General features: G+C 41.4%; 20 protein-coding genes. 11 read left to right on the forward strand and 9 right to left on the reverse strand.

Annotated features, from left to right (window positions below; translation table 11 throughout):
- Positions 1 to 3 precede the first annotated feature (3 nt).
- Complete coding sequence (locus C0V70_RS06265) at positions 4 to 2,100, reverse strand: hypothetical protein (RefSeq protein ID WP_102243014.1); 2,097 nt, start codon at positions 2,098 to 2,100, stop codon at positions 4 to 6.
- Between the two features lie 269 nt (positions 2,101 to 2,369).
- Between C0V70_RS06265 and C0V70_RS06270 the strand changes: the two genes are divergently transcribed.
- Positions 2,370 to 3,317, forward strand: a complete 948-nt coding sequence (locus tag C0V70_RS06270; protein ID WP_102243015.1) for a prepilin-type N-terminal cleavage/methylation domain-containing protein — start codon at positions 2,370 to 2,372, stop codon at positions 3,315 to 3,317.
- A 19-nt stretch (positions 3,318 to 3,336) separates the two neighbouring features.
- Here the strand turns inward: C0V70_RS06270 and C0V70_RS06275 are convergent, their stop codons facing one another.
- From C0V70_RS06275 to C0V70_RS06285, 3 genes are all read right to left on the reverse strand, one after another.
- Positions 3,337 to 4,782 (reverse strand): sensor histidine kinase, encoded by a 1,446-nt coding sequence (locus C0V70_RS06275; RefSeq protein WP_102243016.1) that lies wholly within the window; start codon positions 4,780 to 4,782, stop codon positions 3,337 to 3,339.
- Positions 4,779 to 5,486 carry a substrate-binding periplasmic protein gene (locus C0V70_RS06280; protein WP_158649591.1) on the reverse strand — a complete coding sequence of 236 codons (708 nt, stop codon included), beginning with the start codon at positions 5,484 to 5,486 and terminating at the stop codon, positions 4,779 to 4,781. Before C0V70_RS06280 ends, C0V70_RS06275 begins: the two co-directional genes overlap by 4 nt.
- A gap of 175 nt (positions 5,487 to 5,661) precedes the next feature.
- Positions 5,662 to 7,581 carry a methionine--tRNA ligase gene (locus C0V70_RS06285; protein WP_102243018.1) on the reverse strand — a complete coding sequence of 640 codons (1,920 nt, stop codon included), beginning with the start codon at positions 7,579 to 7,581 and terminating at the stop codon, positions 5,662 to 5,664.
- A gap of 205 nt (positions 7,582 to 7,786) precedes the next feature.
- Here C0V70_RS06285 and C0V70_RS06290 point away from each other — a divergent pair, with 205 nt between their 5' ends.
- Positions 7,787 to 8,470: a Dps family protein gene (locus C0V70_RS06290; protein ID WP_208107807.1), complete on the forward strand. Its 684-nt coding sequence runs from the start codon at positions 7,787 to 7,789 to the stop codon at positions 8,468 to 8,470.
- Positions 8,471 to 8,532: 62 nt separating this feature from the next.
- Entirely contained in the window at positions 8,533 to 8,967 is a 435-nt protein-coding gene (locus C0V70_RS06295) for a hypothetical protein (protein ID WP_102243019.1), read from the forward strand.
- 1 nt (position 8,968) lies between these two features.
- Here C0V70_RS06295 and C0V70_RS06300 read toward each other — a convergent pair whose 3' ends face one another.
- Entirely contained in the window at positions 8,969 to 10,351 is a 1,383-nt protein-coding gene (locus C0V70_RS06300) for an HD domain-containing phosphohydrolase (RefSeq protein WP_102243020.1), read from the reverse strand.
- A gap of 194 nt (positions 10,352 to 10,545) precedes the next feature.
- Between C0V70_RS06300 and C0V70_RS06305 the strand changes: the two genes are divergently transcribed.
- Together C0V70_RS06305 and C0V70_RS06310 are read left to right on the forward strand one after the other, a co-directional pair.
- Entirely contained in the window at positions 10,546 to 11,589 is a 1,044-nt protein-coding gene (locus C0V70_RS06305) for an alkene reductase (RefSeq protein ID WP_102243021.1), read from the forward strand.
- A 65-nt stretch (positions 11,590 to 11,654) separates the two neighbouring features.
- Positions 11,655 to 12,665, forward strand: coding sequence for an SGNH/GDSL hydrolase family protein (locus C0V70_RS06310; protein WP_102243022.1), 1,011 nt, complete (start codon positions 11,655 to 11,657; stop codon positions 12,663 to 12,665).
- On the opposite strand, the gene C0V70_RS06315 is transcribed toward C0V70_RS06310, so the two are convergent.
- Entirely contained in the window at positions 12,622 to 13,521 is a 900-nt protein-coding gene (locus C0V70_RS06315) for a LysR family transcriptional regulator (protein ID WP_102243023.1), read from the reverse strand. The two genes, C0V70_RS06310 and C0V70_RS06315, sit on opposite strands and share 44 nt — an antisense overlap.
- 92 nt (positions 13,522 to 13,613) lie before the next feature.
- On the opposite strand from C0V70_RS06315, the gene C0V70_RS06320 reads away from it, so the two are divergent.
- From C0V70_RS06320 to C0V70_RS06340, 5 genes are all read left to right on the forward strand, one after another.
- The gene (locus tag C0V70_RS06320) at positions 13,614 to 14,723 is read left to right on the forward strand and encodes an S-(hydroxymethyl)glutathione dehydrogenase/class III alcohol dehydrogenase (RefSeq protein ID WP_102243024.1); all 1,110 of its coding nucleotides are present in this window, start codon (positions 13,614 to 13,616) and stop codon (positions 14,721 to 14,723) included.
- 16 nt (positions 14,724 to 14,739) lie between these two features.
- Positions 14,740 to 15,561: an S-formylglutathione hydrolase gene (fghA, locus tag C0V70_RS06325; protein ID WP_102243025.1), complete on the forward strand. Its 822-nt coding sequence runs from the start codon at positions 14,740 to 14,742 to the stop codon at positions 15,559 to 15,561.
- 80 nt (positions 15,562 to 15,641) lie between these two features.
- Entirely contained in the window at positions 15,642 to 16,448 is an 807-nt protein-coding gene (locus C0V70_RS06330) for a response regulator (protein WP_102243026.1), read from the forward strand.
- 93 nt (positions 16,449 to 16,541) lie between these two features.
- Positions 16,542 to 17,363, forward strand: a complete 822-nt coding sequence (locus C0V70_RS06335) for a substrate-binding periplasmic protein (protein ID WP_102243027.1) — start codon at positions 16,542 to 16,544, stop codon at positions 17,361 to 17,363.
- Position 17,364: 1 nt separating this feature from the next.
- Positions 17,365 to 18,168 (forward strand): substrate-binding periplasmic protein, encoded by an 804-nt coding sequence (locus C0V70_RS06340; RefSeq protein WP_102243028.1) that lies wholly within the window; start codon positions 17,365 to 17,367, stop codon positions 18,166 to 18,168.
- On the opposite strand, the gene C0V70_RS06345 is transcribed toward C0V70_RS06340, so the two are convergent.
- The 3 genes from C0V70_RS06345 to C0V70_RS06355 form a co-directional block, all read right to left on the reverse strand.
- Complete coding sequence (locus C0V70_RS06345; RefSeq protein WP_102243029.1) at positions 18,146 to 18,547, reverse strand: hypothetical protein; 402 nt, start codon at positions 18,545 to 18,547, stop codon at positions 18,146 to 18,148. The genes C0V70_RS06340 and C0V70_RS06345 overlap by 23 nt on opposite strands.
- Entirely contained in the window at positions 18,544 to 18,939 is a 396-nt protein-coding gene (locus tag C0V70_RS06350) for a hypothetical protein (protein WP_102243030.1), read from the reverse strand. The genes C0V70_RS06345 and C0V70_RS06350 overlap by 4 nt, the downstream gene beginning before the upstream one ends.
- 107 nt (positions 18,940 to 19,046) lie before the next feature.
- Positions 19,047 to 19,481 carry a hypothetical protein gene (locus C0V70_RS06355; RefSeq protein ID WP_133566752.1) on the reverse strand — a complete coding sequence of 145 codons (435 nt, stop codon included), beginning with the start codon at positions 19,479 to 19,481 and terminating at the stop codon, positions 19,047 to 19,049.
- 225 nt (positions 19,482 to 19,706) lie between these two features.
- Between C0V70_RS06355 and C0V70_RS06360 the strand changes: the two genes are divergently transcribed.
- On the forward strand, positions 19,707 to 20,603 hold the full coding sequence (locus tag C0V70_RS06360) for a hypothetical protein (RefSeq protein ID WP_102243032.1): 897 nt from the start codon (positions 19,707 to 19,709) through the stop codon (positions 20,601 to 20,603).
- Positions 20,604 to 20,711 lie beyond the last annotated feature (108 nt).

A 20,711-nucleotide genomic window follows, 5' to 3' on the forward strand; every position in this document is an offset into this window, starting at 1 on the left:
ATCTTAATTTTCAGTGTAATTCAGAGGAAGATAATAAACGCCTTTAATCGTGTTTTTCATTTTCGCCATCCATAGATTCGTTTCCGGAGATCGGGCCACTTCGACAAAATCTGGATGCGTTCTAATGTATGAACTTAAATTAATGGCGGCATCTAACTTAAAATTGTGTTCGTTGACCGCCATCACGCAAAGGTTGTACTCCTTTAGTTTTGGAGCATCGGCATCTGCAATTTCGCATTCTTTATTTTTCGGAGCAAGTCCATTAACCGCATTTTTACAAGGAGAACTACCGCAGTAAGTAGGAATTTTAGCGCGGTTTTTTGCTTCTTCTTTTGAAATTTGGTCATAGTACTTGTTATAGGTCTTATCATCTTCTACAGAAAGCTCTTCTGTAACTCCGGCGACTTCAACTGTTTTGCGTTTCTTCGCTTTTGTTTTTGAATCCGTTGTTTTGTTTGTTTTCGTTGCAGGTGATGATGAAGAACTATTACCAGAGGGGGCAGAAGAAGTGCTAGGTGTTGCTTCTTGATTTTTAGGTTTAGCGTACTGTGGATCGTTTTGTACTCCACCAAAGCCCGCATAGTTACCAAAACCATCTGTTCCGTACTGGCTGGCATTTTCGATAATATTTTTATAACTGTATGTCCCGTCAGCATTCTTTATTTTCGCTCTCCAGATTGGCCCGACTGTACCAAGATAATGGGCCTCAACTGCGACGACGTTAGGATTATTTTTTAATTCTTCACTGGCCTTGCTTAGTTGTGTAAGTTGATCATTGTATTGTGTCGCCAGGTAGCTGCATGATCCATACTCTCTCGATTTTACACTTTGAGGGCTGTCTGGGTCACAAAGTGGATTTCCGTTTGATGGGCAAATGGAAATCCCAGGATTAGGATTGGCTCCACACTCTGCTTCGATATCAATTTTATATTTTGTCAGGTCACCTAATGCCATAATCATTTTTAGGACTTTTCCTTTTTTCTCTTGAATCAAGGCGAGTTTTTCCTGGTCAGCGGCAATGAGGGCATTAACCTTCGTTTCAATCTCGGCAAAAAATGGCTCCCTATCATGACCTTGGGCAATCAGGAGATTTTGACGAGTCCATTCTTCAGGGATGCGTTTTAAATCAGCGACACTAAGACCACCTCCGATAAGCGCATTGGCCAGAGAGACATCAACTTTTTTCATCTCCTCGGCCTTGACTTCATCAGACTTTGTTTTATCTTCGTAAATTTTAGCAATCTGAACGGCTTTCTTTTGGGATTTACTATCAGCACTTTCCGGGCAGTGAACACCAAGGCGCTGTCTTTCTTCCATCATAGGTGTTACGACTTTCATTGCAGGAGATTTCCAGTCGTAATTTGAATCTGAAGGTGCAGGAATCATGGAAACGGAAGTCAACAGGAGTAGTTCCTTATTTTTAAGATCCTCATTGGCCGTTTTACTTGGAATGTTTTTTCTTAGGTAAAGCCCCTTATAAGTTGCGGCCATGGCAATGCTCAGCTGGATTTGAGTTTTGGCCTCTTCGCATCCTTTAATTTTATCATCACAGGCCTTTTGAGCTACTGATAATGCACTTTGAAGTCCTTCTTCCATTACAGTTGTATCAAAAGTTTTAAGCCACTTTTTTTCTTCACTTTGAGCAGATATTTTGGCGTTTTTAAATTCAGTCATAAAATCTTTTCTTGCCTGAATTCGTCCATTTCTACCGTTTAGAAAATTAATTTCGAGAGTGTGGATTTGAGAAAGAATTAAAAGGGACTCTGCCTGAAGCTCACTGCCTCCGGTTGCCTGCATCTTTTTCTGGATGCGGGCGATTTCAGAATTAAAAAGATTATAATTTCTCTCTTCATTTCCTAAGAGTCTTTTTCCTTCGTTAAACCAAAGGTAGGCAGACCTTGGAAGTTCTCCTTTGTCTGTTTTACATTCAGCTGCTCCTACATCTTGGGCCGCCTTGAGAATAAGTTCAAATTCCTTATTAGCTTTTTGGTATTTCTCATCTTTTTCGATGAGATCACCATTATCTGCAGCAGATAGATGAAGGGAGAATAAAAAGGAGAAGAGCACAATCGAAAATGAGTGTAGGGTGGTTTTTTTCAAGAGAACTCCATATCAGTGGGTTTGTACTTATAAATTGTAACTAAGATTTTATTTAATGCATGCTCATGTTGCAGGTATTTAGGGCTTTACCATGAAATTGGACACTTAAAAGTGACCCGAAAGAAAGGGCTGCCGTCCCAGGTGTTTTTGACTGGCAACGAATCCAACCGGCCTAACTCCTTTAGAGAAATTGAACATGTACGAGGGTTGACCTAATTGGCGATTCAAGAAATAATTAAAAGATTGCATAATTACCAATAGGCGCATGGATGAAACAGAATAAAGGATTTTCTCTCGTTGAGATTATGATTGCGGCTGCCGCTCTGGCCGGATTGGCCTATGTCGGTTTGCAACTGACCAAGACCCAAACTAAAAGTGTTGCTAAGAACTCTTTTGACAATGAAGTGAGCATGATCACTAATGAGATTAATGGGCTTCTGTCAGATCCTGCTGTTTGTCTTGCGACATTAATTTCCACAGCGACTCCTACAAATATCAACAGCAAGTACTATATAAAAACCGACTCCAATGCTCCGGCAAATGGGTATGGTAACGGCAATGTTAAAATTAATTCATACGCATTTTCGGGAGCTGCACCAGATGGAGTACTTGATATTCGTTTTAACAACAAGGCCATCTTAAAGGGGACTGCTGGCGCAGCAGAAGTAATTAAAAAAATCAATATTACCTATACAGGAACTCCAGGGGCCGTGACCTCTTGTCGAGCAACATCAACCGGGACAAGTGATATCTGGCTTCGAGGAACTGGTGCCAATATTAACAACATTTACTACAACAGTGGAAATGTGGGAGTGGGGACCATAAGTCCAACGAATGCTAAATTAGAAGTGGCCGGCACTATTCGTCCCGGTGCCGTTACTGTGGGAAGTGGTTGTGCTGTCATTGGTGCCCAAGGATACAATAGCTCTAATGGGCAGCCTGCGTACTGTGATGGTTCCGTCTGGAAAAATTCTGGCGGGGGAGCTGGTGATGTTACGATTGTGAATGGCCCTATTTCATCATGCCGTGGAACCTCTACGGCCTATTGCCCTTCTGGGCATACTGTCGTCGGTGGTGGTTATATCTTTAATGCTTCTTGTGGTTGTCCTGAAGAGCATCGTTTTGCGACTCAAAATTATCCTTCGTCTACGACTTCCTGGACTGTGAGCATGGAGTGTGCAACCAGTACTGCTTATGCCGTTTGTATGAAAAAATAATCCGATTTTATAGGAGCTCCTAGGCTCTAGGCAATTCAAGAACAAATCGTGTATTGTCATGACCGTGATCGAGGTATAACTTCCCGCCATGCTCTTCTACAATACCAACTGAGATAGAGAGCCCAAGGCCTGTGCCTTTACCTGTTTCTTTTGTTGTAAAAAACGGCTCAAGAATCTTAGAGGCAATATCTTTTGGGATTCCGGGACCGCAGTCAGTAATATATATAAGAATTTTATTTTGATCGGCCGAATCCGCAACTTCAACTTTAACCCATTTATTTTTTGATGGCATTTCAGTTACAGCATCATAAGCATTGTTGAGAAGATTTAAAAGAACTTGAGAGATCTGAGACTCGCGGCAGATGATTTTTCCACTCACTGTCTTGGTAATTTCGAGTTGAATTTCACCGTACTTAAATCGCTCAAAACATAATTCCAGCGTTTCTGAAATGATTTTTTCTGTTTCTACTTCCTGCATCGGATCTTTGCTTCCATTGCGGGCGAAGCTTCGAAGACCTTTAACAATTTTTGCCACACGCTGGGTTCCCTTAAGCGCCTTTTCAGTGTGCATCGCAATCTCTGAATACTTTTCTGGATCATTCTGAACGGCCTTCTGAATGCGTTCTAAAAAACCAGTTGTGATCATAAGTGGATTGTTAATTTCATGTGCCACACCTGAGGCCATTTCCCCCAGAGCTGACATCTTGCTGACATTGATCATCTGCATTTGCTGTTGATTGATAATGCCGGCACTATTTTTGAGTTCTTCACCCATATGGTTGAAGGTTTTTGTAAGATTCGCAATCTCAAAAACATGATTCGGGTCTTCCTTGAGTTTGATGTCGGCATAAACATTCATCTCAGAGATGGCCTTCTCGAAATCTGAAAGAGGCTTGATGAGAAATTCTCTCAGATAGAGGAATTGAATAAAGAAAATCAGGATAAAAATTCCAAGGAGAACTGCGAGCATTGTTCTTGAGCGAGCATGTGCACTTTTAATTAAATCATTATAGTGGATATCAATTTTGATAATCCCAAGCTTTTCTAGACCTTGGTCGGTTTTTTTAGTTATTAGAGAAACTAAAAAGCTCCCTTCAGATTTTGTTTTGATTTGTTTGACCTGATTACTCTCAAGTTCTTTATACATGTCATGCGAAAAAGGGATCCTTTTAGAAGGAGAGTTGCTCTCCTGAATTTTTTCCATCTTATCGTCATAGAGAACAACTGACGAGACACCTTCAATATTTCCTAGAGTGCTGACGATTTGCCTGGTGTAAGGGGAGTCTCCATTCCAGAGTGCCTCTTTCAGGGTGTTTTGAAAGCTTGTAAGCTGGCGTGTAACAATAAGTTCACGGCTTTTCGAAGACTCTTTAAGAGAATAGGTGAATGCCAGGTAGTAAACCGGCATTGAAATTAAAATCAAAAAGAGAGCAGCATCTCTTAAGAGTTTGTGACTTAGTCTCATTTTAAATGGGGAACCACTAATTTTTCTATTTCTGCAGAAGAAATAGGTGAGCGTTCATTTAATAAAATTCTCAACTGATAATTTTGGTCTTTTTTTGTACTGATCAAAAGTTTGCCTGATAATGTTTTATCTTTTTTTAACAAGCTGTCCATCATAAAAGAATTAATGACAATGATATCTACTTTATCATTCATCAAATCTTTTAAGTTCTCTTCATTGTCTTGCCCCAGACTGATGCCTTTTTTTCTCAAAACTTCCGGGTCTGTCTTCATATTGGCAAAGTTGTAGTGATAACCAAAAATCCCCCTGATCTTTTTCCCCTCAAATGAATCAAAGAACTTTTGATCTCGCCCAGGCTTGAGTAGCGAAACGTAGATTTCTCCACCTGTCAAAATCACTCCGGTTTTCAGGTGAGGAACCTTGTCTTGATTCCAGCTCCATGCTTCATCTTCAAAGAAAATAACATCAATTTTACCGCTCTTTAAATCGCGGTAACGGCGGTTGGCGCTGGTCAGGCTGAAGACGAATTTATATTTGCTTTGTGATTGGTTAAGTTTATTGATCAGGTCATAAACCATACCTGACTTTCCGTCTCTGTCGACGAAAGGAGGAAAGTTATAGCCACCGACTTTAACCACTTCTGCCTGGCCCGTTCCTAGAAGGAAGAGACAGCAGAAAACTGTCGCTATTTTTGAAAGCATCATGTGGCTTTTTCCTTGTCCCATCATGGGTTAATTATGTGGTGGTTCAATATATAAGTAAATTGGGCTTTAGAGAGGAAGAGAATGCATGCTTGAAAGAAAATGTTTAGGATGAATTTATTTAAACACCGGACTGTTACACTTTTGTATGTGAAAGAGTCCGGCGTACTGTAAAAAATTATTCTTCTGAACTTCCTTCCACTGCTGGGAAGTACTGCCCCTTTTGCCCAATAGCATGCCCTGCAGGAATCGCTTGCCCCAATTCATCGATTGAGAAAATGCTCTCCGGAAGATTAAGCGACACGCGCACCTTATCCATTGTTTCAGGAACAAATGGGTGAAGCATAATCATTAAGTTCTTCAAGATGTAGAAACATGAATAAAGCCCGTCAGCGCGTTCTGTTTCATCATGTCGGTCATCGTGCGGCTTATATTGCACAAAAAAGCTGTTGATTAAACGAGCGTAGTTCTCAATCTGGCCAAGAAGTGTGATGTGATCTGCTTTTTCCATGTTCTTCACGTACATTTGCACGATCTTCATCGTTTCTTTTTCAGCTTTCTCCAGCAGTTTTCCGTTTGGAACAACTCCACCAAATTTCGAATGAACAGCGGCAATTGGTTTTTCAATCGCTGCGTTTAATGGCCCAGCTAAAAATTTATTTCTTTCTTTAAATGTTTCAAAATCAAAGTTCGATTGCTTCTCAGCTAAACTCAGTGTTGAAAGGAAATAACGAAGCTGATCAGGATGGTAACCCATCTCTTCCGTTAACTGATCTCCAGTATAGTAGTTACCAGTCGACTTACTCATTTTTTCACCATTAACCATTAAATGGAAAACAGAGTAGACGTCAGTCATCGTGTAGTCTTGCGTGTCCGATCCACGCACACCAATCCACATCGCTCCTTGCATTAGGACGTAAAAGTAAACATTGTCTTGTCCTAAAAATTGGAAGATTCTCGCTTCTGGATCTTTCCAGAAACGCTCCCATTCTTTCGGGTCTCTTCCTTGTTTTGCCAGTGCCACTCTTGTGAATGAGATCGGAGCAATAAGAGAGTCCGGCCAGACGTAAAGCGTTTTGCCTTTCATCTCTGGATCAATACCTTCAGGAACAGGAATTCCCCAAGTAACATCGCGAGTGATTGAGCGATGGGCCCATCCATCAAGAGCTTCGCAGGCAATGCTTTTATCTTCTAAGGCTTTTTTCCCAGTAGCGTAATCATTTAAGTTTTCAAACTGAACGACAACTTTCTTCCCTGGAGCATAACGAGATTTATGCTTAGGAAGAGTTGTGCGCATTTCTTTAAATGCTGGCTCATGAGTGTTATCAAACTGGAAGGCAGGTTGAACTGTCTCAAACACTTCGTTGAAAACACCTTTGCGCCATTTGTTTTGTTTCGTTTTAATCCAATCAGTAAGCTGATCAGAAACTTTCCACATATCAAGCCACAGGTGAGCTGTGTCTCTCAATTCTGGAGTGGCGTCCGAAAGTGACGACTTTGGGTTGATAAGTTCTGAAGGATCGTATTGAGTCCCACAAACCTCGCACGAATCGCTGTAGGCCGATGTGTTGGCACAGTTTGGATTCGGGCATTTTCCTGTCACGTTTCTATCTTGTAAGAAGCGGCTGATTTTTGGGTCATACCATTGCTTAGTGATTTTTTTCTCCAGCATCTTGTTGTCCCAAAGTCTTTGCATAAAGTCCTGACAGACTTCTTTGTGAGTCGGGTAACAATCTGGTTGAGATGTTCCAGAGAAAATATCGTATGAGATTGAATAACGAGTGACAGTCTGCACTTGTTTATCGTGAATTTGATCAATGAATTCTCTTACGGGAATTCCCGCTTTAAAAGCTGAAGCTTCTGAAGTTGAGCCGTGATCGTCGTTACCGCTGACAAAAAGAACATTCTGTTTGCCAATGAGCATACGCATATAGCGGGCCATGATATCGGGTGGGATAATCGCTCCGGCCATGTGGCCAAGATGAAGAGGGCCGTTCGCATAAGGCATACCGCCTGTTACGATCGCGGTCTTCGGTCGTTTGAGAAGATTGAGAACTGATTTAACGTCTGTTGGGGGAGTGTATTGTGGTTTATTCATAATAGTCTACTATAACGCTTCCGAGTGATACCCACAAGAAATAGTCTGAGGAATTTTTGAAATCTATGTCCCTAAATGGGACATAATGACTCAGAAATGAGGATGCAAGCAAAACTAAAATATCGAAAATAGCAATTCCACTAATGGCGAGAGCTTTGCACTTTAATCGTTGGATGTTTATGTCAACTTTACCTCGGAGCGTAAAATGAAAGAACAAATGACCTCAATTCAAAACAAAACAAGAACGACAGATGAGGCGAATCTCGCTCAGCCTGTCATGAATCAAAATGCCGGAGAAATCCAAAAATTTGGTACGCGCTTTCGTGTTCCGTTGGGACTGGATGATAAAGTATGTGAACAGAGTATCACCAATCTCAATCGCATTCTCGCAGACACCATTACGCTTAGAGATTTATATAAAAAATGCCACTGGCAGACATCAGGTGTGACGTTTTATCAACTCCACCTGTTATTTGATAAACACTACAATGAACAAGCGGAGCTGGTCGATCTCATGGCAGAGCGAATCCAGTTACTCGGAGGAATTAGTGTCGCTATGGCAAAGGACGTTGCAGAGATGGCCCAAATTGAAACGCCACCATCAGGTAGAGAGGAAGTTCCTGCTCAAATTTCACGATTAGTTGATGCCCATGAAGCGATTTTAAAATTTGTTAGAAAGGCGGCCCGCCAGGCGGCAGATAGTGGAGATGAAGGAACCAATGACCTTCTAGTCAGTAATGTCATCAGGACAAACGAACTGCAAACGTGGTTTGTCTCTGAGCATTTAGTCGCACTTTCACCAGTGGAAGGAAACCTGGCAAGCTATGATAAGTCTTTTGGATACGGCGGGCCGGCCCATTCAGAGAAAGCAGCGAAGGCTAAACACTAAACTTATTTACACCTCCCTAAAAGTTGTTATCATCTAATGGTCACAACTTTTAGGAGAGTTTCATGAAGAGTCTCATTATCCTTGGTCTTGCGCTGTTTACCTCATCTGCTTTTGCTTGCACGGATTTTTCCGGTGACTACCGCACAAAAGAAAATACTTATTATTCAATTGAACAAAATGGCTGCGACAGTATGTACGTTGTTGATGAAACGGGTGCCAATGAGATGATTTTCGATGGCGTCGAAAGACTGCTTCATGAATACGACATTGAAGTTGAAGGAGCTGTCCTGGCCCACGTTCAGATCTATTTAAAAAGCGAAATGAAAGCTCAGAAGTGGATTTACCACGAAAGAGATGTGGTGACTTACAGAGGTGGGGAAGTTGAAGAAGAAAAGAAATGGGCGGAAGTCTCTTTTAATGAAGACACTGATCTTTTGACTGTTCTTCACAACCAAGACGGCTCAACTGAAACATATGTCGACGTCCGCAACAGATAATTTAGAATTTATTGTTCATAAAAAAATCATCGAGCATGACGAGTAATTGGGGATGAAACTTCATATTTAAATGAGTGGATTCCCCATGATGCTCACGCAGCCTCTGCCAGGCCTCAAAAACCGAAATAGGCTTTTCGCCAGGCTTCACTGTATTGAAATAATCAAAACTACTTAAGATTGAAACCAGTGCCACTGGAAGCGGAAGAGTTCTTCCCGCAAGACCCGCAGGGAATCCTGTTCCATCATAATTTTCATGGTGATGCATAATGATTTTTTCCATTACAGGTGTGAATGGAATGAGTTTTTTTCTCAAAAGCTCCAATGAATAGGCCACGTGCTTTTTATATTCAGCTAATTCCTCAGGAGTGAGTTCTGTTTCTTTTTTCTTGATAATATCCTGAGAGATTTCAGAGAAGCCGATATTATGAATCATTGCCGCTAGGGCGATTTCATGTCGTGGTTCAAGTTGGCAATGAATAGAAAAGATAAGCGAGTAAATCCCGCAATTCATACTGTGGGCCAGAGTGCTCCATCGCGGATAAGGGAGTTCTGCTAAACAGGCCGAAGAGCTGGGGAAACTGCAGATGAGTTTTTCCAGCTGATAAACAATGTCGAGACCTTTATTGTAGAGCTCAATCCCAAAAACCACCATGCCGTCACTTGAAAGGTCAAAGACCTGAATCAGCCATTGGCGGAATTGGTTGCGTATAGAAGCTAAGCTTTCTGAGTAATAAAGGGCCTCACCATTTTTTCGAAGAGAAGAAAGAAATGAAGAGAGATGGGCCTCTTCAACATAGAGGTGTCGGATATTGGCCGAAAGAACTTTTTCCCGTTTATCTTCTGAGAAAGGGACTCCTGCTGGAAGAAAAGGCAGGTAGCGGTTACTCAATGAAAGATGGTGGTAAAGATCTACAGGGAAAACTGCATTGAGAGGAAGGTCGCGAAGAACAATCGTTCTAAATGTTCTTTTGCGAAGAACTCCAATTAAATACACCATGCGATTAATGAGAATAGCTTTGCGGTCCATGATCAGAACCGCACCACATTTGCGGGCAAAATCTCCTTCACGCGCCAAAAGTTTATTTACGAGAAGAATAATAGTCATCCCATTATTGACTTGTGTCCCGTATTGAGAAAGTTCAATGAAAGGAATTTCCTCTTTATCGTCGTAGTATTTTTCGTAGTAATTTTTTGACGGGTTAGTGGTCTTCGCATCAAGAATCATTACATGGATTGGTTCTTTGTGGAGTTCTTCCATGGCCTCTTCAGTGTTGCTGACGACAATAAAAGTCGTCTCTTCACCAAAGGCCGGTGCTATGGTTGTTCTGATTTCTGGATCGTCGGAAACGAGGAGGACATTCTGTCGCCATTCTGGTGCTTTCATTTAATCAGGATAGCGGAAATCGCAGAAGAGAAAATGAGTAAAGTCAGGTTTTTTTAAGTGCTTGTTTTATGCATCAGTTACCAGTTTGTGTCTTAGACGTGTGCTTGTAAGATAATTAATTGTTTTTACATTTAAATGGATTGAGTTCATGATAGCTCTTTGAAGAAGTCAATTACCATCTGGAGGAAAGATTTATGTCTGTGCTGTTTGACCCGATCGAATTAGGAAATTTAAAGCTGGCCAATAGAATTGTCATGGCCCCTTTAACTCGTGCGCGCGCTGGTGTGGAGAGAATTCCTAACGAGCTGATGGCCGAGTACTACGCTCAAAGAGCGAGTGCTGGACTTATTATTTCAGAAGCCACTTCTGTCACTCCAATGGGAGTCGGATATGCTGACACTCCAGGAATCTGGTCAAAAGAACAAGTCGAAGGATGGAAAAAAGTCACTGAGGCCGTTCATTTAAAAGGTGGAAGCATTGTTTTGCAGTTATGGCACGTAGGAAGAATTTCAGATCCAATCTTTTTGGATGGAAAACAGCCGGTTGCTCCAAGTGCAATTAAGCCCGCAGGTCATGTGAGTTTAGTGCGTCCACAAAAAGAGTATGTCGTGCCAAGAGCGCTGGAGCTTTCAGAAATCCCGGAAATCGTAGAGGCCTATAGAAAGGGCGCTGAGAATGCGAAGCTTGCAGGTTTTGATGGGGTAGAAATTCACGGTGCTAACGGTTACCTGTTAGACCAATTTTTACAAGATAAAACCAATATCCGTACTGATAAGTATGGTGGAAGCATTGAAAACAGAGCGCGCTTAGCTCTGGAAGTTGTCGATGCTGTTTTAACAGTGTGGGATGCCGGCAATGTCGGTTACCATATTTCTCCAAGAGGAGACTCTCAGGATATGGGAGACTCTAACCCGGAGGCAACTTTCACTTATTTAATGAAAGAACTGGCAAAAAGAAGACTGGCCTTTGTTTTTTCACGAGAGCATCAAGGAGCAGGTTATCTGGGAGAGAAGCTGGCAAAGGCTTTCGGTGGAGCCTACATCATCAACGAAAAACTTGATAAAGAGACAGCAGAAAAAATGATCAAGAGCGGTCATGCGACAGCAGCCTCTTTTGGTATGAGTTACATTTCAAATCCAAAACTTGTTTTAAAATTCAAAGAGAACCAACCTCTGACTCCTGTGAACTTTGAAACGATCTACGCTAAAGGTGCAACAGGGTATACGGATTACCTCTAAGCACTTAGTGTCTTGTACAAAATTTATTTTCATGCAAAAATGATCTCACAACGTTGAGGTCATTTTTGCTAAAAAAACTTCTTTTAATTCCCACTGCACTTTTTGTTGTCTTTCTTGCGTGTGAGGTTGGAATCCGCCTTTATGGATGGGCCCCATTGCCACCAACTTATGCGGGGAAAAGCTACTCATCACTTCCTAACGGACGTTTAGAATGTATGAACCCGGAAGTTAGCAGGCCATATTTTAGCGGTGCCGGAAACAATAATCCAGGCTGTGTTTTTTACTCAATAAACAATCTTGGATTCAGAAACAATTATTCAATTGGGCCTAAGACTTCTGACTTAAAACGTATAGTTGTCGTTGGTGATTCGTTTACTTATGGTTTTGGTGTTCTGGAAGAAGATACGTTTGAATCAAAGCTAGAAGAAATGTGGAAGCTTGAAGGACTAAAAGTCGAAGTGATCAACTCCGCTGAACCGGCCGCAGCTTTACCGGAGTACAGAAGAATTCTCAACGAAAAAGTGAGTGGTCTCTCTCCCGATATTTTAATCGTAGGAATTAACCTTAACGACATCATGACTTTTAACTCTTCACTTATCATCGAAAAGATTTCTCGCAATTATGATTGGAAAATTCGCAAAGTGAGTAAGCTCGTTGATTTTTTCTGTTATACGATGGAGCGCAGAGAGTCTTCAGAAGAAAATATCAAAACAATCCTGAATTCATTAAACCCTGAACGATTGGCCGCTTTTGAAACTTTTGTAAAGGAGCTTAAGGTATTTTCGGCAGCTCAAAAGAGTGAATTGTTCGTTATTGTTCATCCCATTTTCTTTAATCTTGAAAACTATAATTTCACTTCTGTTCATGAAGAGGTCGACAGCATTTTAAGAAACGAAGGAGTGGCATTTCATGATTTCTTAGAGGATTTCAAAGGGAAAAAATCAGAGGATTACTGGATCACACTTAATGATCAGCATCCGAATGAGAAGGCCCATCAGGTTTATTTTGATTTTCTCTTTAAGGAGTTCGGCCCTAAAATAAGACATCCGAATACCCTTCCGACAGAAAAACCTTAAGCTCATTAATAAATGTACTAACGTTCAAATTCTGCTTATTCCTTGCTGGAGTCACGGCCCAAATATCTTTTTTCCCTTCACTGTAATCTTCAAGAAGACCAATCAGCGTTCCATCTTTAATGTGCGAGAAAACATAAGAGCCAGGAAGTCTCACAATTCCCAAACCATCAAGGGCCGCTTGTAAAACGACTCGAGGGTTATTTGTTTTTAAATTTCCACTAACCGTCACGGATTTACTTTTCCCATTTTGCTTAAAGGCCCACTGGTTTTGCCCTCCGAGACAGTTGTAGTCTTTGAGCGCCTCAAGAGTTTGTGGCCTCTTGTGCTTTTTTAAATATTCAGGAGACGCACAAACATATTCGCGACGAGAAGCGATCTTCTGCGCGAAGAGAGAAGAGTTTGAAAGCTCTCCAATCCTAATCCCTACATCATAGCGTTCAGCAATGAGATCAACGATGCGAGTGTCGAAGTTGAGTTCAATCGTGAGCTCCGGATATTTTTTTGCCATGGCGATTAAAACAGGAGCGATGTAGTTTTCACCAAAGACGCCGGCCAGTGTCACGCGCAGAAGCCCACGAGGCTTATCTGAAGGTGCGACTAGCTCAGCGCGGGCCGCTTCCAGGTTTTGGAGCGAGGACTGACAGTTTTTTAAGAACTCTTCACCGGTACTAGTGAGCTGGACTTTTCTGGTAGAGCGGAAAAAGAGAGCGATTCCCACTTCATCTTCCAAGGCCTTAATGGTCTTGCTGACATGAGATTTCGAGATTCCTAGCGAGCTTGCCGCCTTCGAGAAGCTCCCTAGCTCGCTCACCCTTACAAAGGTCAAAATGCACTGAATCCATTTTATTGTTTCCATGGGGAAACAGTGTTGTTCTTCCAGAGAGGATAGTCAAGTCCCGATGGGGGAAGTATGATCTTTTTTCAAGTTTTTTTATACGGGAGGAAACAATGAAAGTAAAAGCAGCAGTAGCGTGGGGCCCAGGTCAGCCACTTAAAATAGAGACAGTTGATTTAGAAGGACCAAAAAAGGGAGAAGTCCTGGTTCGTATCGTGGCCAGTGGTGTTTGCCACACGGACGCTTATACGCTTTCAGGTGTAGACCCGGAAGGGATCTTTCCGGTTATCCTTGGACACGAAGGAGCGGGGATTGTTGAAGAAGTTGGAGAAGGTGTGACATCACTTAAAAAAGGTGACCACGTTATCCCTCTTTACACTCCAGAGTGTGGAACTTGTAAATTCTGTACATCAGGAAAGACTAACCTTTGTCAGCGCATTCGCGAAACTCAAGGGAAAGGCTTAATGCCGGATGGGACATCTCGTTTCTCAAAAGACGGCAAGCCAATCTTCCATTACATGGGAACATCTACATTTGCTGAGTACACAGTGTGTGCAGAAATTTCTCTAGCAAAAATTGATAAAGAAGCGCCATTAGATAAAGTTTGTCTTCTTGGTTGTGGTGTAACAACAGGTATCGGAGCTGTTTTAAATACGGCGAAAGTAGAAAAGAACGACAACGTTGCTGTTTTTGGAATTGGGGGCATTGGTCTTTCAGTTATCCAGGGAGCAAAAATGGTTGGAGCGAAAAAAATTATCGCCGTTGATATCAACAACTCAAAAGAAGAAATGGCGAGAAAATTTGGAGCAACAGATTTTGTTAACCCAAAAGAAATCGAAGGGACAATCGTTGATCAAATCGTAAAGATGACTGACGGTGGAGTTGAGCACTCTTTTGAGTGCGTTGGTAATACAACTCTTATGAGACAAGCTCTTGAGTGTTGTCACAAAGGTTGGGGGCAATCGACAATTATCGGTGTTGCAGCCGCTGGACAAGAGATCTCAACTCGTCCATTTCAACTGGTAACAGGAAGAGTGTGGAAAGGATCAGCTTTCGGTGGAGTAAAAGGAAGAACTGAACTTCCAGGTTACGTTCAAAGATACATGAAAGGTGAAATCAACATTGATGACCTGGTGACTTTCACAATGCCAATCGAAGATATCAACAAAGCATTCGATTATATGCATGAAGGAAAAAGTATCAGAAGTGTTGTGACTTTCTAATTTTAGAGGAGAACTTATGAAACAATTAAAGTCTCATAAAACATTTGAAGGGAAAACAGAGTTCTGGTCTCACGAGTCGGCAGCGACTAAGACTGAAATGAAGTTTTCAACTTTCATCCCTAACAGTGAAGTGAAGGGCTGTCTGATCTGGCTTTCAGGGCTGACATGCACGGAAGAGAACTTCATCACGAAAGCTGGAGCTCAAAAGTTTTTAGCTGAAAAAAATTTAATGGTGATTGCACCGGATACTTCACCAAGAGGACTAAATCTTCATGGAGAGCATGACTCTTACGATTTTGGTTCGGGAGCTGGTTTTTATTTAAACGCTACAACTCCTGGGTATGCTGATCACTACAAAATGGATGATTATATCGTAAATGATCTCTACAACGTGATCACTAACGAGTTTAAAGTCAAAAACGTTTCGATCTTTGGCCACTCAATGGGAGGCCATGGCGCTTTAGTTCTTGGGCTTCGCAATCCAGACAAATTTAAGGCGGTATCGGCGTTTTCTCCTATTGTGCACCCAAGTGTTTCACCATGGGGAATGAAAGCGTTTAACGGCTATTTAGGAAATGATAAGAGTGCATGGTCAGCATACGATGCCACTGAACTTTTAATGAGCGGGAAAAAGCACCCGGCAAAAATCCTGGTTCACCAAGGACTGCAGGATGAATTTTTTGCCAAGGAACTTTTAACTGAGCATTTAAGAGAAGCTGCTCAAAAAGCAGGGCAAGAGTTTGAGATCAACCTGTGCGAAGGTTATGATCATAGTTACTACTTTATCTCGACATTCATGGAGGTCCATGTGGCCCACCATGCGAAGTATTTGAATTAATCTCTCGTCTAAGAAGGTCTGGAAGGGCAAAACTTTCCTGGCCTTCTGTCTTAGAGCTGTTTTCATGGATAATAAATTCCATGAGCAATAAACTATCCATCCTGGTCATTGACGACGAAGTCTCATTAGGCGACGTTTATATCAACTTCTTAAGTAAGATGGGAGCGACAGTTAATTACTGTGATCATCCCCAGAAGGGATGGAGGGCCATCGAAAAAGAAAAGTATGACCTGATCATTACAGATCTTAAGATGCCCGTGATTACCGGGGATGAATTCATCTCTATCGTCAGAGGATCAAAACTCAATTCTCATACACCAATTATTCTTTGTTCTGGGTTTATCAATAAGCTGGTTGTCACTGAAATGACCAGAGAAAGTAAAATCTACTTTTTGAGCAAGCCTTTTGATAGTAAGTCGCTTTTAGAGCTGGTTGATAAGGCCCTGGGAGTGAAAAAATCAGGCGAGGAGTCTGAGAGCTGGGCCTTAAATGAAAAATGGCTTGCGGCCTTTACTGATAAGTTAGGAGAGGTGGTTAAAGAAAAAGTGAACATCACTAATATTAACCAATTCGAACTCTGGAATTTTGAATCTATTGGCGCGCATTTTACGATCATGGTTAATAATGAGCATCTTAACGTTTCTCTTTTAATGAAGGGAAAAACCTTTTTAAAAGTCGCGGGCCTTGTTCAGGGCACGCAATACAAAGACATCGAACCGGAAATTCTACAGGTCTGGAAAGAGCTTTTAGAGGGAGCACTGGAAGGCACGGGGCGGGTGAGTTTTTCAAAAATCCTGAGTCAACAGATCATCCGTCAACCAGGGCATAAATCAGCTTTTTTTAAGTTACAAGGAACCTTTGGCGAAGTTTTAGTTTATTTAAATTAACCAAAGACTTGAAACTTCATAACTAAAATAATGCTTAGGACATTGAGGAAAGCTTAAGATTCATTCCATCAAAAATCACGCTAAAATAGGACGATGAATTGGTACGCCCGACTCTCTAAATTTATTATGCTTGCAGGAATTCTACAGCTCTTTCTTTTTACCACACAGATTTTTGGTCGCGAAGTTGTACGCCTGACAACAGGTGAGTGGTCACCCTATATTTCAGAAGAATTAGAAAATAAAGGATTAATCGCTCAAATTGCCAGTGAGGCCTTTGCTCTTCAAGATGTTGAAGTGAAACTTTTCTTTTTCCCATGGCAGCGAGTGTATCAACTTTCCAAGACAGGCGAGTACGACGGGACCCTGGCCTATGCCCGCACAGTTGAAAGAGAAAAATTTTATTATTATAGTGAGCCTGTCTATACCGGAAAGTATGTCTTATTTCATTTGAAGGCACACCCATTTAAATGGGATAAATATGAAGACTTAAAAGATATCCGCATTGCAGCTACCCGTGGATTTGGTGGAATGGGCAAAGAATTTATCGCGGCGGAAGAAAAAAAAGTCATTCATGTTGAGCGATTGGCCTCTGATATTCAAAGTTTTCATATGCTCTTTTTAGGAAGAGTGCAGGCCGTAGCTTCTGATATGGAAGTTGGTTATGTCCTTTTGAAAAAAAATTTTCCGGCAAAAGAAATTAGTTATGTGACCCACAATGATCATATTATCCAAACTGCTAAGTACCACCTGGTTTTAGCAAATAACTTGAAAAAGAATGAAGGGCTTATCAAGAAGTTTAATCTAGGACTTGCCCAGTTAAGAAAGAGCGGGCGATACGATCAGATCATTAAAGATTTTTACCAGAAGAAAGTTTACAAAGAAGCAGTACCCTCAAAACTCCTTACATACGATTAAGATGAAAAAAAGTGTGACTCTTTTACTTGCGGCCTTTTTTTGTTTTTCCCTTCAGGGAAAAGAAGTCGTGAGGCTAGCAGCAGGGGAGTGGCCTCCTTACATTTCAGAAAAACTGGATTATTACGGAATTATTTCTCATCTGACGACTGAGGCTTTTGCCACTCAGGGGATTGAAACGAAGATTGAATTTTATCCCTGGCAAAGAGTGCTTCAAGTCTCCAAAAATGCAGAAGTTGATGGGGCCTTTGCATATGTGCATACTCCCGAAAGAGATGAGACTTATCTTTTTAGCGAACCTATTTACCAGGGAAAGTATGTTCTCTTTCATTTAAAATCCACCAAGCTTCAATGGAAGGATTACAAGGATCTTAAAGACGTCAGGATTGCCGCTCCTCGAGGTTTTGGAGGAATGGGGCCTGATTTTTTGGCCGCAGAAGAAAAGAAAGTAATTACTGTTGATCGCGTGACGACCGTTGAACAAACTTTCAATATGCTCTTTTTAGGGAGAGTGCAGGCAGTTCCCAGCGATTTAGAAGTCGGATACGTCCTGGTTCGTCAGAACTTTGATCAAAAAGATTTTGACCGACTCACCCATAATGAGAAAGTCATTCACCTGGCGAAGTACTGCCTGATCATGCCAAAAAAATCCAAAAAAAGTGCTGGGTTGATTAAGAAATTTAATCTTGGGATTGAAGCTCTTAAAAAGTCCGGACGCTATAATCAGATTGTTAAAGATTTTTACAGCAAGAAAGTTTACAGAGAGTCACTGCCTCCGAACTATACTAGTAGCGCGCAGGTCTTCTAAAGCGCAGGCGCTGGTTTAAACCTGTTCTCCAGATAAAATGCACAATCAAACACGAGGTGAAGGCCGAAAGGCCTAAAACGCCTCCAGGACCTTTCATATAAAGAATCAGGAAATGGAAGATAAAGCTGAAGATGATACTCGAAAGAGCGATCTGCAAACGGTTGAGTCTTTTAGGGTCAGTCATTCCAATGAATGAAGAACCTAAAAACACGGCATGAAGAACCGGGATGAGTGGATCAGTAAAAAAGGAAGTGAGTCCAATAAACATCAAAGTGAGAAATGAGGAGGCGCGCACACTACCAAAATGTTTAGTTAGGGCCAGAGAGTGCGTCAGCTGGGCCGCTGCTTGTGAGACAATTAAAGTGAGGATGAGTTTCATGATAAATTCCTCAAGATAATAATCACAATAATCGTCGTCACAAAGGCCACAGTTCCGAGTTTGCCACCGAAACCACTTAGGTGTGGTCTGCTCCAAAGGTAGAGACTTGTTCCAATGAGAGAAATAAAAAAGATATGCCCTGGACCACTTAAGTATTCAGTGTGGGCCATTCCAGCAAACGAGCCGGCGTAAATCACGGCGTGGATACCGGACTTTTCAATGTCTTTGGAAAACCAATAAAAACTTCCTACAAATCCAATGAGAGCAGATGACAGAACTGGTGAGAAACCAAAACTCGTCTGAAGTGTGTAACAAAGTAGACACGACAAATAGAAGGCCAGGAATTTGGTCACAAATACTTTCGTAGTCTTAGGATTAATAGCTTGGATCATCCTTAGAGAATAATACTGAGGTAAGAAGTTGTCACAAGAAGTTTATAGTTTCTAATAAAAAAGGCCTCCACTAGGGAGGCCTTCTTATTTGTTGTGTGTATAGGATCTTAAGAAATTTTGCTTGCTTCAAGTCTTGCCAGAGTTTCAAGGTGACGATCGATTTCAGCTTGAATTTCAGCGTTTCGAGCGTTGTTTGCTCTTAGTTCTTGCTCAAGAGCGGTAATCGTCAATGTCAGTGTATCGATTTCTTTATCAATTAAAGCGATTTTTTCCAGTCTCTTTTGAGCTAGAAGTTTTGTCGCTTCTTCCGCTTTCTTTAGAGCTGTGTTGTCTTCAAGTTTTGTCGTTTTTGCCAGTGCGTTTGTATTGGCCGTTGTTGCTGTCGGGAAGTTGAACTTCTTTTGAGCTGCAACTGGATTTCTTAGAGAGTCTTGTCTCATTTGCTCGCTTCTTGCTTTCATATCTTTTGGCAGATCAGTCGATTTAACAAAGTAAATCCCCATACCCGCTAAAACTGTTAACATTGCAATTCCTTCAATCATAAATCCCTCTCGTGTGCGATTAATCCTAATGCCCTATCGTAACAAGTTTCGGCCTCTCCATGGGGCCTTGATGTAAAAAATACTTCCCTGTCAAAGTTTTAGACATTTTTTGGCCTAAAAAAAGACCTGATTTTAGAGGTTTAGATCTTGTAAGGATTATCTGCTGGAAGGGAGGGCGGGCCTGCACATATATTATCGTGTTTTTTAATTTAGAAGGAGTTCACCATGGTTAAGATGTTATGCTTGTTCTTGGTTCTGCAGACCACGGCCTTTGCTGCTGGGATTTCCGTATCAGTTAATGAGAAAAAAGAAGTGGGGGCTTTTAGCGTTGGAGTTGGATCGGCCGTTACCCTAAAAAGTGATGATGAAAAACTAAATGGGGCAGCAACCTTTTTAGGAAAAGTCATTCATTCAGATGGCAGCGAATCTTACCAAATGTACCTAGATAAAAAAGGCAAGAAAGTTTACTACATTGATGCCAGTGATTTTGCCCGCAAGAATTCAAAGCTTCAGACAGTGATTGATCCCTATGAGCAAGCCGGTGGAACGTGTACAGCGTACGCGATCTATGGCTTCTTACAACAAACTCATCTTTCTGGATTCGAAGGAACAGGGGAGCTTGCGACAACTCTTGCTTCAGAAGACACACGCACACATCTATTAGCAGATGCTATTAATGAATACTACCTGACTCCAGCTCACCGTTATTCAATTAGAGGAATCCTTGATAAGTACGGAAAGAAGTTTGGATTTAAATGTAAAAAATTTCAAACTGACACATACGAATCAGCAAAAGCTCACGTGATGAAACAACTTGATCAAGGATCACCAGTTATCGTTTCATTTAATATTGGGCCAAAGATGGTGCAGTCTCCTTTTAAACTTGAAATGTACGGACACACAAAACCAGAAATCGATGGGCGTCTGTGGATTCCAAGAAAAGTAGGAGAGAGAAACAGCGGCGGTCACACTATCTTGGCAGCAGCTTCATTTACTCATAATGAGCGTCTGTATTTTGTGATGGTGGATTCTGATTGGTCAGAGCCAAGAATCTGGGATGCAGAAGAAACCCTAAATAATAAGACTGCAGTTTCTGAAATCGAATTTGTCACCTGCAAATAATCTGAGTTTCCTCATAAAAAGGCGTAAAATGTTGCTACTAAGAGCAGCATTTACGCCTAAAATTCTAAAAAAACATTCAAAAGTCATCATTCTTTAGTTAATCTTTTT

It is taken from the genome of Bacteriovorax stolpii, assembly GCF_002872415.1.
Taxonomy (GTDB): Bacteria; Bdellovibrionota; Bacteriovoracia; order Bacteriovoracales; family Bacteriovoracaceae; genus Bacteriovorax; species Bacteriovorax stolpii.

Coding starts and splice junctions, on each gene's coding strand:
- fghA (WP_102243025.1), top strand. CDS start 14,740: ATGAAACAATTAAAGTCTCATAAAACATTTGAAGGGAAAACAGAGTTC.
- C0V70_RS06340 (WP_102243028.1), top strand. CDS start 17,365: ATGAAAAAAAGTGTGACTCTTTTACTTGCGGCCTTTTTTTGTTTTTCC.
- C0V70_RS06335 (WP_102243027.1), top strand. CDS start 16,542: ATGAATTGGTACGCCCGACTCTCTAAATTTATTATGCTTGCAGGAATT.
- C0V70_RS06300 (WP_102243020.1), bottom strand. CDS start 10,351: ATGAAAGCACCAGAATGGCGACAGAATGTCCTCCTCGTTTCCGACGAT.
- C0V70_RS06345 (WP_102243029.1), bottom strand. CDS start 18,547: ATGAAACTCATCCTCACTTTAATTGTCTCACAAGCAGCGGCCCAGCTG.
- C0V70_RS06285 (WP_102243018.1), bottom strand. CDS start 7,581: ATGAATAAACCACAATACACTCCCCCAACAGACGTTAAATCAGTTCTC.
- C0V70_RS06315 (WP_102243023.1), bottom strand. CDS start 13,521: ATGGAAACAATAAAATGGATTCAGTGCATTTTGACCTTTGTAAGGGTG.
- C0V70_RS06360 (WP_102243032.1), top strand. CDS start 19,707: ATGGTTAAGATGTTATGCTTGTTCTTGGTTCTGCAGACCACGGCCTTT.
- C0V70_RS06275 (WP_102243016.1), bottom strand. CDS start 4,782: ATGAGACTAAGTCACAAACTCTTAAGAGATGCTGCTCTCTTTTTGATT.
- C0V70_RS06270 (WP_102243015.1), top strand. CDS start 2,370: ATGAAACAGAATAAAGGATTTTCTCTCGTTGAGATTATGATTGCGGCT.
- C0V70_RS06295 (WP_102243019.1), top strand. CDS start 8,533: ATGAAGAGTCTCATTATCCTTGGTCTTGCGCTGTTTACCTCATCTGCT.
- C0V70_RS06350 (WP_102243030.1), bottom strand. CDS start 18,939: ATGATCCAAGCTATTAATCCTAAGACTACGAAAGTATTTGTGACCAAA.
- C0V70_RS06320 (WP_102243024.1), top strand. CDS start 13,614: ATGAAAGTAAAAGCAGCAGTAGCGTGGGGCCCAGGTCAGCCACTTAAA.
- C0V70_RS06330 (WP_102243026.1), top strand. CDS start 15,642: ATGAGCAATAAACTATCCATCCTGGTCATTGACGACGAAGTCTCATTA.
- C0V70_RS06355 (WP_133566752.1), bottom strand. CDS start 19,481: ATGATTGAAGGAATTGCAATGTTAACAGTTTTAGCGGGTATGGGGATT.
- C0V70_RS06290 (WP_208107807.1), top strand. CDS start 7,787: ATGAAAGAACAAATGACCTCAATTCAAAACAAAACAAGAACGACAGAT.
- C0V70_RS06305 (WP_102243021.1), top strand. CDS start 10,546: ATGTCTGTGCTGTTTGACCCGATCGAATTAGGAAATTTAAAGCTGGCC.
- C0V70_RS06280 (WP_158649591.1), bottom strand. CDS start 5,486: ATGATGCTTTCAAAAATAGCGACAGTTTTCTGCTGTCTCTTCCTTCTA.